At 39.6% G+C, this 13584-nt stretch carries 11 protein-coding genes and 1 pseudogene; all 12 read left to right on the forward strand.

The window, feature by feature from the left end; genetic code table 11:
- Positions 1–83: 83 nt before the first annotated feature.
- Positions 84–2042 (forward strand): peptide ABC transporter substrate-binding protein, encoded by a 1959-nt coding sequence (locus OC529_RS10140; RefSeq protein WP_119942163.1) that lies wholly within the window; start codon positions 84–86, stop codon positions 2040–2042.
- A 35-nt stretch (positions 2043–2077) separates the two neighbouring features.
- A complete protein-coding gene (locus OC529_RS10145) occupies positions 2078–2242 on the forward strand; it encodes a hypothetical protein (protein ID WP_160313820.1) in 165 nt (54 codons plus the stop codon).
- Positions 2236–3282, forward strand: coding sequence for a DUF6895 family protein (locus OC529_RS10150; protein ID WP_262082087.1), 1047 nt, complete (start codon positions 2236–2238; stop codon positions 3280–3282). Before OC529_RS10145 ends, OC529_RS10150 begins: the two co-directional genes overlap by 7 nt.
- 48 nt (positions 3283–3330) lie before the next feature.
- Positions 3331–4065: pseudogene (locus OC529_RS10155) on the forward strand (ABC transporter ATP-binding protein); the annotation flags it as partial.
- 186 nt (positions 4066–4251) lie between these two features.
- On the forward strand, positions 4252–4974 hold the full coding sequence (locus OC529_RS10160; protein WP_262082111.1) for an ABC transporter ATP-binding protein: 723 nt from the start codon (positions 4252–4254) through the stop codon (positions 4972–4974).
- Between the two features lie 314 nt (positions 4975–5288).
- Positions 5289–5744 (forward strand): hypothetical protein, encoded by a 456-nt coding sequence (locus tag OC529_RS10165; protein ID WP_262082088.1) that lies wholly within the window; start codon positions 5289–5291, stop codon positions 5742–5744.
- A gap of 74 nt (positions 5745–5818) precedes the next feature.
- Complete coding sequence (locus OC529_RS10170; RefSeq protein WP_262082089.1) at positions 5819–5968, forward strand: hypothetical protein; 150 nt, start codon at positions 5819–5821, stop codon at positions 5966–5968.
- A gap of 138 nt (positions 5969–6106) precedes the next feature.
- On the forward strand, positions 6107–7201 hold the full coding sequence (locus OC529_RS10175; protein WP_262082090.1) for a cystathionine gamma-synthase: 1095 nt from the start codon (positions 6107–6109) through the stop codon (positions 7199–7201).
- A 7-nt stretch (positions 7202–7208) separates the two neighbouring features.
- The gene (locus OC529_RS10180) at positions 7209–8375 is read left to right on the forward strand and encodes a MalY/PatB family protein (RefSeq protein WP_262082091.1); all 1167 of its coding nucleotides are present in this window, start codon (positions 7209–7211) and stop codon (positions 8373–8375) included.
- Between the two features lie 92 nt (positions 8376–8467).
- Positions 8468–11566, forward strand: coding sequence for a DEAD/DEAH box helicase (locus OC529_RS10185; RefSeq protein WP_262082092.1), 3099 nt, complete (start codon positions 8468–8470; stop codon positions 11564–11566).
- A 47-nt stretch (positions 11567–11613) separates the two neighbouring features.
- Positions 11614–12231 carry a cystathionine gamma-synthase gene (locus tag OC529_RS10190; RefSeq protein WP_262082093.1) on the forward strand — a complete coding sequence of 206 codons (618 nt, stop codon included), beginning with the start codon at positions 11614–11616 and terminating at the stop codon, positions 12229–12231.
- A 10-nt stretch (positions 12232–12241) separates the two neighbouring features.
- Positions 12242–13576, forward strand: coding sequence for a UDP-N-acetylmuramate--L-alanine ligase (murC, locus tag OC529_RS10195; RefSeq protein ID WP_262082094.1), 1335 nt, complete (start codon positions 12242–12244; stop codon positions 13574–13576).
- Positions 13577–13584 lie beyond the last annotated feature (8 nt).

Consider the following 13584-nt stretch of genomic DNA (forward strand, 5'->3'; position numbering starts at 1 on the left):
TCGATTTTTTTGGAAAAAATCATTGACTAAACAAACTAAACGTTGTATAATAAAACAAATCTTTAAAGCAGGAGGTTCTGGAAATGAAAAAGTCTAAGAGCAAATATCTAACCTTGGCAGGTCTTGTCCTGGGTACAGGAATTTTATTGAGCGCGTGTGGAAATTCTAGCACAGGATCAAAAACCTATAACTATGTTTATTCAAGTGATCCATCTAGTTTGAACTATCTAGCAGAAAACCGCGCAACAACAAATGATATTGTGACCAACCTGGTAGATGGTCTCATGGAAAATGACCAATATGGGAACTATGTGCCATCCTTGGCAGAGGATTGGAGTGTTTCTAAGGACGGTTTGACCTATACCTACAAACTTCGTAAGGATGCCAAGTGGTTTACTTCTGAGGGAGAAGAATATGCTCCTGTAACTGCCCAAGATTTTGTGACAGGTTTGCAATATGCGGCTGATAAAAAATCAGAAGCCTTGTATCTAGTGCAGGACTCTGTTGCAGGTTTGGATGACTATATCACTGGTAAAACAAGCGACTTTTCAACTGTCGGTGTCAAGGCTCTTGATGACCAAACGGTTCAATACACCTTGGCTCGACCAGAACCTTACTGGAACTCAAAAACGACATCAACCATTCTTTTCCCAGTCAATGCGGATTTCCTAAAATCAAAAGGGGATGATTTTGGCAAGGTAGACCCTGCTAATATTTTGTACAGTGGACCTTTCTTGATGAAAGCTTTTGTTTCAAAATCTGTCATCGAATACAAGAAAAATCCTAACTACTGGGATGCTAAGAATGTCTTTGTAGATGATGTTAAATTGACCTACTATGATGGTAGTGACCAAGATGCTCTTGTTCGTAACTTTACAGACGGAGCCTATAGCTACGCTCGTCTCTATCCAAATAGTTCAAGTTTTGAAGGGATTAAAGAAAAATACAAAGATGATATCATCTACAGTATGCAGACTGCTACGTCTTATTACTGGAATTTTAACCTAGATAGACAAGCTTATAAATTTACTTCTAAGATGACCGACATTGAAAAGAAATCAACTCAGGAAGCAGTTCTTAATAAAAACTTCCGTCAAGCTATTAACTTTGCCTATGATCGTACAGCCTATGGGGCTCAAACTCAGGGAGAAGACGGAGCGACTAAGATTTTGCGTAACTTGGTTGTTCCTCCAACCTTTGTAAGTATCAAGGGAAAAGACTTTGGTGAAGTAGTAGCCTCTAAGATGGTCAATTATGGTAAGGAATGGCAAGGTATCAACTTTGCGGATGGTCAAGACCCTTATTACAATCCTGAGAAAGCCAAGACTAAATTTGCTGAGGCCAAGAAAGAGCTAGAAGCTAAGGGAGTTCAATTCCCTATTCATTTGGATGCGACAGTTGACCAAGCTTCTAAGAAGGGGATTCAAGAAGTAAGCTCTATGAAGCAATCTATTGAAGCAGCTTTAGGTACGGAGAACGTCGTTATTGATATCCAACAGTTATCAACAGAGGACTATGATAACTCAAGTTACCTTGCTCAGACTGCTACTCAGAAAGACTACGACCTTTACAATGGTGGTTGGAGTCCTGACTACTTAGATCCATCAACCTATCTTGATATCTTTAGTGTCAAGAATGGTGGGGTTCTACAAAATCTTGGACTCGACCCTGGTGAAGCCAATGACAAGGCTAAGGCAGTTGGACTTGACACTTATACTCAAATGTTGGAAGAGGCTAATAAGGAGCAAGACCCAGCCAAACGTTATGAGAAATATGCTGATATTCAAGCATGGTTGATAGATAGTTCTCTAGCGATTCCAAATGTTTCATTAGGTGGAACGCCTAGCTTGAGAAAAACAGTTCCTTTCTCAGCACCTTATTCATTGGCTGGTAATAAAGGGGTTGAATCCTATAAATACCTTAAAGTACAAGATAAGACAGTCACAACAGACGAATATGAAAAAGCTAAAGAAAAATGGCTGAAAGAAAAAGAAGAATCCAATAAAAAAGCCCAAGAAGAATTGGCAAAACATGTCAAATAAGGATAAAAGAATAATATATCGAAAGGAAGAAGCTAATGAAATCATTGTTTAATAAATTTTCTGAAAACACTAAAGTAATTATTGAGGAAACTCGACCAGTACGTATTTATAAAGATACTACACATGTTTTTATATACTTTAAGGATTTAGAAGATGAAATGACTGGCGATATTTTTGATGTTATGTCCCTAGAATGGTAACAGGGATGGATAGGTTTTTCCTATCATTAAATAAGGTGGAGGATTGGATTGACAATCATCTACCTTATTTTTATAAAAATAAAAAATCTCTATTAGAGTATCATCAAATGACTTTATATGGAGATAGAGTTGATATGAAATCTGTAGACATACTGTTAAAGTGTTACAACAGTCAGTATCAGTCATTAAATAATTTAATGAATAGCGATGAGATATATTATCGTAAGATAGAGTATCTAGCCTTAATGTCTTTAAAGGATTATCGAAATAGTAGAGAATATAGATTAAAAATTTTAAATTTATTCAATAGCGGTTTTCTGCACCAATTGTTATTGGGAGATATTCCATTGGATATTTTATTAAGTCGTGAACATTTATATGCTATCACACATGATATATTCTATACTTCTATTTTTTCAAAAGATAAAAGTATTTTTGAAAATATTGATCAAAATAAGTTGTCTTCTATTTTAGAACTCTCATTACTGATTTCTATTAAACGAAAAGATATAGATGTTATTATGGAGTTGATGTGCTGTTTGTCTATATTGAATATTCCAATTTCTGACTATATTTTAGAAATATCAGTGTCTATATTAGCTAATTCTCAGGTTGACAATGGTTTTTTTATATATGATGAGGATAGACTTTTACTAGATAAGATAGAAGATTTTTTTCCAAAGGTATATCATACGACTCTTGTAGCAAATATATTAAATAAACTTATAAAAAATAATATGAACTATTCTGAGCTTTTCTTATCAAAAGCAACAGAAGTAAAGTCTGATAGGGCTTTAGAATTGTTACAAAATATAACCGTTGAAAGCATTGATTTGCTATATGAAAAGATGAAGAACGATTCAGAAGAATATTCTTATAGGATAGAAAAATTGAAAACTTATAAAGAAATTATCGCTGTTTATATTTTGATACATCTTTTTTATGAAAATATTAAGACGGTAGAAAAATTATTAGTTATTTATGAAAGGATAGGTGGAGAAGTAAAACTATTTCGAAATCGTCTCATAGAGCTATTATAAGGAGTATTTATGAAATTAAAATTATTAAGAGTAGATACTAAGGTGATTATGGGGAGTTTCTTCCTTGTTCTGTCTAGTCTACTTGCTTTGTTGCTTCCCCTTATCTTAAAAGGTTTAATAGATGGGAGTTCTATTGAAAATATAGGTTCCAAAGTATTTCAATCGTTTTTGATTTTTATTGGTCAAGCCTTGTTTTCTTCTATTGGTTACTATCTGTTTAGTCAATCGGGTGAAAAAAAGATAGCAAAAATCAGGAAAAAAGTGATAGAGGGGTTGATTTATGCAGAGAAATCCTTCTTTGATAAGAGCCAAAGTGGGGAGTTGACTTCTGCCATTGTCAATGACACGAGTGTCATTCGTGAGTTTTTAATTACGACTTTCCCAAATATTATTCTGAGTTTAGTTATGGTACTTGGTTCCATTGTAGTCTTATTTAGTCTTGATTGGAATCTTTCTCTACTTTTATTCATCACTCTTCCTTGTATGATGTTTATTATCTTGCCCCTTTCCAATATCAGTGAAAAGTATAGTCGTCGTTTACAGGAGGAAATCGGATTTTTAACAGGGCAATTGACTGAAAAGATTCAAGAACATGAATTAATTAAGACTAACCAAGCAGAGAAAAGTGTACAGGATGTTTTGGATAATTGTATTGAAAGGGTACAAAACAATTCACTGAAATCAGATAGGGTTACTTCTTTTGAGACCCCGTTTGCTCTCTTATTTATCTTTGCGACTATAGCTGTGATGCTAACCTATGGGGGTTATCGGGTCAGTGCAGGATATATATCTGTGGGAACCTTGGTTTCGTTTTTGATTTACCTCTTTCAATTACTTAATCCTATTAGTAATATAGCTAATTTTGTAACTGTTTATTCTAGGAGTAAGGGATCTTCAGTTGCACTGGAAAACTTGCTTGCAGTTCCTAGAGAAACATTTGAGGGAGGAGAATCGATATCAGGACAAGAGTTGAATTTTAACCATGTCTATTTTGAATATGATGAAAATCGACCTGTCTTAAAGGATATTACTTTTTCAATTTTTAAGGGGCAAAAAATTGCTTTTGTTGGACCATCTGGATCAGGAAAATCAACGATTGTGCGTTTGTTAGAGCGGTTTTATAAACCGCTTTCAGGAGATATTCTAATGGAGCAATCAAGTATATATGATTTTAACTTAAAAGAATGGAGAGGTAAAATCGCTTGGGTTTCACAAAATAATGCAGTCTTATCTGGCAGTATTCGTGACAATCTTTGTCTCGGTTTGAATCGCTTAGTAACTGATGATGAATTGATGAAAGTGCTAGACTTGGTATCACTAGGTGATGAGATTCGCTCCATGAAAGAGGGGTTAGATACTGAAGTTGGTGAACGCGGACGACTCTTGTCAGGGGGGCAAAGCCAAAGACTTCAAATAGCTAGAGCCTACTTAAAAGATGCTGAAATTCTTATATTTGATGAAGCCACTGCTAATCTTGATGCGGATTCTGAGTATGCGATTATCAGTAGCCTCTATTCTGTATTAAAGGAGAAGACGGTTGTGATTATAGCGCATCGTTTGTCAACGGTAAAAGATGTGGATTGTATTTTCTTCTTAGAGGAGGGGAAAATCACTGGCTCAGGAACTCATAAGGAGTTACTGGAAAATCATGAGCGTTATGCTCGTTTTGTGCAGGAGCAAATGATAGAGTGAGTGTGTCTAACGATGGTTTAGAAGGAAACTGTCGTTTTTCGTTTTTTATAGAGAGATGGCAAATTTTGGGTAGAAATGATTATATTTTTTTATTTGTTTATCGGATTTATGATATAATAAATATGATAAAAGTTGTGAGAAGCTATTTTTTAAATCCTCTTCCAGTGTTAACTGAAGTGTGTACATGCTAGGATGATTTTATAGGAGGGATGTCGTCTACTGGAAAAGTAAGATAAAATGCAACAAATGATAAGTTCTTCTTTATGTGAAGAGTTCTTATTTGCCTATTTACTAATCGTTATGGAGGTAACATCATGGGCGCTATTATGGAGTTTGCAACAGAAAAACAGATTGCATCATTTCTTTCAACTTGTCGCATTGAAGGGCAAAAGAATTTTCTGATGGCTTTCAAGAAAAAGACATGGTTGAAATCCTTTATTGATTTTTTCATTATAGGTGGTTCCTACTATGTTCAGTCGAGTGTGAAGCCTAAAATTCTGGCATTCACACCTAAGGGGATTTTCTTGATGGACATCAGTGATATAACTGAAAATCGTTCTAATCAAGTCGTAGAGATGCCTTGGAATCAAGTTCAAGATTTTACTTATAAGCCAGTCTTGAATACAGTTAGGCTGAACTGGAACTATCAAAATGAAGCCTATATTTTTTCTGTGGATGTTGGTCAGATTAGTCAGCGTGTGGGCCAATATCAATTTAACAAAGACCATTATGATTATTTAGCCCAACAGGATTTCTTTCGTTCACAGTAAACCCTAGCAATCATTTTCACAAAAGAATCTGGAAGCTTTTCTGGATTCTTTTTAGCTTTACTATCTAGTACTCAATGAAAATCAAAGAGCAAACTAGGAAGCTAGCCGCAGGTTGCTCAAAACACTGTTTTGAGGTTGTAGATAAGACTGACGAAGTCAGCTCAAAACACTGTTTTGAGGTTGCAGATAGAACTGACGAAGTCAGTAACATATACCTACGGTAAGGTGACGCTGACGTGGTTTGAAGAGATTTTCGAAGAGTATAAGTCTATAGTTTAAAACTATAACTAGCTCTTGAAAAGAAGAAAATAAGTTGATGAAAATAAGTGGTACAATAGTTACTATAGATTTGGAGGAATTGTATGAGCAAGGAATTACACATTAACACAATTTTGGCCCAGGCGGGTATCAAGTCAGATGAAGCGACAGGAGCTTTGGTGACACCGATTCATTTTTCGACGACTTATCAGCACCCAGAGTTTGGTCAGTCTACTGGATTTGACTATACGCGTACTAAAAATCCAACTCGTAGTAAGGCGGAAGAAGTCTTGGCGGCTATTGAGTCAGCAGACTATGCCCTAGCGACTAGCTCAGGAATGTCAGCAATTGTATTGGCCTTTAGCGTCTTTCCAGTAGGAAGTAAGGTCTTGGCTGTCCGTGACCTTTACGGAGGTTCTTTCCGCTGGTTCAACCAAGTGGAACAGGAAGGCCGTTTCCATTTTACCTATGCCAATACAGAAGAAGAATTGATTGCCGAGTTAGAGAAGGATGTGGATGTTCTCTATATCGAAACACCAACCAACCCTTTGATGTTGGAATTTGATATTGAAAAACTAGTAAAATTGGCTCATGCTAAGGGTGCCAAAGTGGTGGTTGACAATACCTTCTACAGTCCTATTTACCAACGTCCGATTGAAGATGGAGCAGATATCGTTCTCCACTCAGCAACCAAGTATCTGGCAGGCCACAATGATGTCTTGGCTGGAGTGGTTGTGACCAATAGTTTAGAACTATACGAAAAACTCTTCTACAATCTCAATACGACAGGGGCAGTCTTGTCTCCATTTGACAGTTATCAATTGATCCGTGGTCTCAAGACCTTGTCTCTTCGTATGGAACGTTCAACAGCCAATGCTCAAGAAGTGGTCGCCTTTTTGAAGGATTCTCCAGCAGTCAAGGAAGTTCTCTATACGGGTCGTGGGGGCATGATTTCCTTTAAGGTAGCGGATGAAACACGCATTCCTCACATTTTGAACAGCCTCAAGGTCTTCTCTTTTGCGGAAAGTTTGGGTGGGGTGGAAAGTCTCATTACTTATCCAACGACGCAAACTCACGCTGATATTCCAGCAGAAGTGCGCCATTCTTATGGTTTGACAGATGACCTCTTGCGCTTGTCAATTGGGATTGAAGATGCTAGAGATTTGATTGCAGATTTGCGCCAAGCCTTAGAAGGATAAGAAAAAGATGGGAAAATATGATTTTACAAGCCTGCCCAATCGTATAGGGCACCATACCTATAAATGGAAAGAGGCAGAAACGGATAGTGAAGTCTTGCCAGCTTGGATAGCGGATATGGACTTTGTAGTCTTGCCTGAAATCCGTCAAGCCGTGCAAACTTATGCGGATCAACTGGTTTATGGTTATACCTATGCCAGTGAAGAGTTAATTAAGGAAGTTCAAAAGTGGGAAGCCACACAACACGGTTACCACTTTGACAAAGAGGCCCTTGTCTTTATCGAGGGTGTGGTACCAGCCATCTCAACAGCTATTCAAGCTTTCGCAAAAGAAGGCGAAGCGGTTCTGATTAACACACCTGTCTATCCACCCTTTGCTCGCAGTGTCAAGTTGAACAACCGTAGATTGATTACCAATTCTTTGGTGGAAAAGGATGGTCTGTTTGAGATTGACTTTGACCGACTTGAAAAGGATTTGGTGGAAGAGGAGGTCAAACTCTATATTCTCTGCAATCCTCACAATCCTGGTGGACGTGTGTGGGAAAAAGAAGTCTTGGAGAAGATTGGTCAACTCTGCCAAAAACACGGTGTTTTCTTGGTTTCGGATGAGATTCACCAAGATTTGGCCCTCTTTGGTCACAAGCATCATTCCTTCAATACTGTCAACCCTGACTTTAAAGAATTTGCTATCGTCTTGACCAGTGCCACTAAAACCTTTAACATCGCTGGAACAAAAAATTCCTATGCAGTTATTGAAAATCCTAAGTTGAGGCTGGCTTTCCAGAAACGCCAGTTGACCAATAATCAGCATGAAATTTCAGGCTTGGGTTATTTGGCGACAGAAGCTGCTTATCGCTATGGGAAGGGTTGGCTAGAGGAACTCAAGCAAGTCTTTGAAGACCACATCAATTACGTGGTGGATTTATTTGGAAAAGAGACTAAAATCAAGGTTATGAAACCGCAAGGAACCTACTTGATTTGGCTTGATTTTTCAGCCTATGACCTGACTGATGAAGCATTGCAAGAGCTGTTGAGAAATGAAGCTAAGGTTATCCTCAACCGTGGTTTGGATTTTGGAGAGGAAGGGAGTCTCCATGCCCGCCTCAATGTAGCCATGCCTAAATCTCTGTTGCAAGAAGTTTGTCAGCGAATTGTGACGACTTTTGCCAAACGTTAAAAATCCAGCCTTCTAGGAGAAAAGTCATCCTAGAAGGCTATTTTCATAGGGGAAAATATGGTATAATAAAAAGATAAGGTAAAGGTAAAAATATGGCTAAATTGATTCCGGGGAAAGTCCGTATCGAAGGCGTTGCCCTTTATGAAACTGGTAAGGTTGACATCATCAAAGAAAAGAATAATCGACTCTACGCTCGCGTTGCAGAAGAAGAACTGCGCTATAGTTTAGAGGATGATTTGGTTTTTTGTGCCTGCGATTTTTTCCAAAAGAGGGGCTACTGTGTGCATTTGGCAGCGCTAGAGCATTTTCTGAAAAATGATGAGCGTGGTCAGGAAATCTTGCAGAGTCTGGAAGAAGGTTATGAAGAAAAAGAGGCCGTTGAAACCAAGGTGACCTTGGGTGGCAAATTTTTGGATCGAATCTTGTCTCCAAAATCAGAACGCGCCTATGAATTATCGGCTGTGGGGCAAGTGGAAGCAGGAACCAATCATATCTTGTGGACTCTGAGAATCGGCCAAATCAATAGCCAAAAATACTATGTCATTCGAGATATTCTACTCTTTTTAAGGATTGTCGAGCAGAGAAAGTCTTATATGATTGGCAAGATTTATGAGGAGTCTCTTTCTTGGGAAGCCTTTGATGAGGCCAGTCAAGAACTTCTGACTTTTTTGCGAGGACTGATGGAGGAAGGACAGGCTCCAGACCTCTTTTTCCAAAACCAAGGTCGGCATCTCTTTTTCCCTCTGACCTTTTTTGAGCAGGGTGTGAATTTATTGATGACCTTGCCCCATTTTCAATTTGACCATCAAGTGGATAGTTACCAGACTCTGCTTTTTCAGGATATGCATGCTGATGCCAATCTATTTGCCTTTACAGTAACAGCATACTCGGACTATTTTGAAATGGAAATCAGTGAGAGTCCAAGGGTCAATGTCTTTTATCAGGGAGCTGTGCTATTTCATAAAGGACAGGTTTATTTTCTAACAGACCAGCAGATGCGTCTTCTCAAGGAAATCAAAGCGTTGCCCTTTGATCAACATGGAAAGAAATACCTGCAATTTGATAGCAGTGACCGCGATAAGTTGGCTTCCTGTCTCACTCTTTTTAGCCAAATGGGGACCGTCTCAGCTCCAGAACGTCTACAAATCAAAACGTTTGCGTCCTCTTTTTACTTTGACAGGGAAGAAGATAATCGGATTCGTTTAGAAATTCAGTTTGATTATGGGGATAGGCAGGTATCAAGCCGACAAGAGCTAGAAGAACTGCCATTTTCGAGTGACGCGGACTTAGAAGAAAGAATTTTCCAAGTCTGCTTGGCAGCTGGATTTGAAGCCGACTTTCAATCTTGGCGTCAGGCCCTAAAAGTGGAGTCTGTCTATCATTTCTTCCACGAAATCATTCCAGTCTTTGAAAAACTCGGTCATGTTGACCTATCAGACAAGCTAGAAGAGCTTTATAGCCTAGCAAGCCCTCAAGTGCAGATTGCTTCCAAGGGAGGTCTCTTGGAAATCCAGTTTGATTTTCAAGATATTGCCCAAGAGGAAATCGACCAAGCCATGCAGGCCTTGGTTGCCAACAAGGATTTTTACATTGATTCGTCTAACCAAGTCTACTTTTTTGATGAAGAAACCAAGAAAATTCGTCAAAATCTACAGGAGCTGGTGCAGTTTGAACTAAAAGATGGCTCCTTACAGGCTCGGAAATCCTTGGCCTACAGTTTAGCCCATCTCTTTGAAGGGCGTGACCGTGTTTCTTTTTCACAAGAATTCCAGAATCTGGCTCATGATTTGACGCATCCAGAGGACTTCCCTAGACAAGCAACTCAGGTTCAGGCTGATTTACGAGATTATCAGGAAAAGGGAATCGGCTGGTTGCAAATGCTCCATCATTATGGTTTTGGTGGAATTTTGGCTGATGATATGGGATTGGGTAAAACCCTGCAGACCATTGCTTTTTTGACCAGTCAAGTGACAAAAGAAAGTCGTGTTTTGATTCTCGCTCCGTCAGGTTTGATTTACAACTGGGCAGATGAATTTCAGAAATTTGCCCCACAGTTGGATGTGGCTGTTGTTCATGGTTTGAAAGCTAGTCGTGAGGAGATTCTTGCTGAGAGTCATCAGATCTATGTGACGAGTTATGCTACCTTCCGTCAGGACAGTGAGCTTTATCAGGGTATGGCCTTTGACTTCCTTTTCTTAGATGAGGCTCAGGTCATGAAAAACGCCCAGACCAAGATTGCCCAGACCTTGAGACAATTTGTGGTGCCGTCGGTCTTTGCCCTGTCAGGAACTCCTATTGAAAACCATCTAGGTGAGTTGTGGTCTATTTTTCAAATCGTCATGCCAGGACTTTTGCCAAGCAAGAAAGAATTTATGAAATTACCAGCTGAGCGCGTTGCTCAGTTTATCAAACCTTTCGTGATGCGGCGCAAGAAAGAAGAAGTTCTGACTGAATTACCAGACTTGATTGAAGTGGTTTATAAGAATGAACTGGAAGACCAGCAAAAGGCTATCTACCTAGCCCAGTTGCAACAGATGCGAGACCGCCTAGCTCAAGTTTCAGATCAGGAATTTCAGCGAAGTCGAGTGGAAATCTTGTCTGGTCTGATGCGCTTGCGCCAAATCTGTGACACCCCTGCCCTCTTTATGGAAGATTATCAGGGAGCCAGTGGCAAACTGGATAGTCTCCGAGACCTGCTGGTACAGGTGGCAGACGGTGGACACCGTGTCTTGATTTTCTCGCAGTTCAAGGGAATGTTGGAGAAAATTGAACAAGAACTGCCAGACTTGGGCTTAACTTCCTTTAAAATCACGGGTTCAACACCAGCCAAGGAAAGACAAGACATGACCAAGGCCTTTAACCAAGGGGAAAGAGATGCCTTTCTGATTTCCCTCAAGGCTGGTGGTGTCGGACTGAACCTGACAGGTGCTGATACGGTTATTTTGGTTGACCTTTGGTGGAATCCTGCGGTGGAAGCGCAAGCCATTGGTCGTGCCCATCGGATGGGTCAGGAAGAAACGGTTGAGGTTTATCGCTTGGTGACCAAGGGAACCATTGAAGAAAAAATACAGGAACTCCAAGAACAGAAGAAACATCTGGTGTCACAAGTATTGGACGGCACAGAGTCACGTGGCAGTCTGACCCTAGCAGAAATTAGAGAAATTTTGGGAATTTCTGAAGCCAGTACTTGAAAAATCAAGACAATACGCTATAATGAAGTGTTGAAAGGAAATAGAAAATGAAACAAGAACGATTTCCATTGGTGTCAGATGACGAGGTCATGTTGACTGAAATGCCAGTCATGAATCTCTATGATGAGTCTGATCTGATCAGTAATATCAAGGGTGAGTATCGAGATAAAAATTATTTAGAATGGGCTCCTATTACTGAAGAGGCGCCAGTCAAACCGATTGAAAAGCAAGTCGAGAAACCTAAAAAGGCTCCTTTAGGGGTTAAAAAAGAAGGAAAGAGCTATGCGGAGGTGGCGCGTGAAGAAGCGCGTGCAGATTTGAAAAAGAAACGCTCTGCTAACTATTTAACTCAGGATTTCAGCCGTGCGAGACGTCATTCTAAATCAGGCCTTCTTAGACAGGGCAATCAACCGACCGCGCCTTTCCAAAAGGAAAATCCTGGTGAATTTGTCAAATATAGCCAAAAATTGACCCAGTCTCAGTACATCTTGGCGGAAGAAGTTCATTCTATCCCTACCAAGAATGAAGAAGTGTCAGCACCTGCTCCAAAGAAAAACAACTATGATTTTCTAAAGAAGAGCCAAATCTACAATAAAAAAAGTAAACAAAGAGAACAAGAACGTCGGGTTGCCCAAGAGTTGAATCTGACCAGAATTACAGAATAGGGGAGAAAACATGCCAAAGACATATCATTTTATCGGAATTAAGGGATCAGGGATGAGTGCCTTAGCCTTGATGTTGCACCAAATGGGGCATAAGGTACAGGGATCAGATGTTGAAAAGTACTACTTTACTCAACGTGGTCTTGAGCAGGCAGGCATTACCATTCTTCCTTTTGATGAAAAGAATCTGGACGGTGATATGGAAATTATCGCTGGAAATGCCTTTCGTCCAGATAACAACGTCGAAATTGCCTATGCAGACCAAAATGGTATCAGCTACAAACGTTACCATGAGTTTCTAGGTAGCTTTATGCGTGACTTTGTTAGCATGGGAGTAGCTGGAGCGCATGGAAAAACTTCAACGACAGGTATGTTGTCGCATGTCTTGTCTCACATCACAGACACTAGCTTCTTGATTGGAGATGGAACAGGTCGTGGTTCGGCCAATGCCAAATATTTTGTCTTTGAATCTGACGAATATGAGCGTCACTTCATGCCTTATCACCCAGAATACTCTATTATTACCAACATTGACTTTGACCATCCAGACTATTTCACAAGTCTCGAGGATGTTTTCAATGCCTTTAACGACTATGCCAAACAAATTACCAAGGGTCTTTTTGTCTATGGTGAAGATGCAGAATTGCGTAAGATTACAGCCAATGCTCCGATTTATTATTATGGCTTTGAAGCAGAAGGTAATGACTTTGTAGCTAGCGATCTTCTTCGTTCTACAACTGGGTCAACTTTCACGGTTCATTTCCGTGGACAAGACTTGGGGCAATTCCACATTCCAACCTTTGGTCGTCACAATATCATGAATGCGACAGCCGTTATTGGTCTTCTTTACACAGCAGGATTTGATTTGAACTTGGTGCGTGAGCACTTGAAAACATTTGCCGGTGTTAAGCGTCGTTTCACTGAGAAAATTGTCAATGATACAGTTATTATCGATGACTTTGCCCACCATCCAACAGAAATTATTGCGACCTTGGATGCGGCTCGTCAGAAATACCCAAGCAAGGAAATTGTAGCAGTCTTCCAACCGCATACCTTTACAAGAACCATTGCCTTGTTGGACGACTTTGTCCATGCTTTAAACCAAGCAGATGCTGTTTATCTAGCGCAAATTTATGGCTCGGCTCGTGAAGTAGATCATGGTGACGTTAAGGTAGAAGACCTAGCCAACAAAATCAACAAAAAACACCAAGTGATTACTGTTGAAAATGTTTCTCCACTCCTAGACCATGACAATGCTGTTTACGTCTTTATGGGAGCAGGAGACATCCAAACCTATGAATACTCATTTGAGCGTCTTTTGTCTAACTTGACAAGCAATGTTCAATAGGATGTTCC

The organism is Streptococcus sp. Marseille-Q5855, from assembly GCF_946901985.1.
Lineage (GTDB): Bacteria > Bacillota > Bacilli > Lactobacillales > Streptococcaceae > Streptococcus.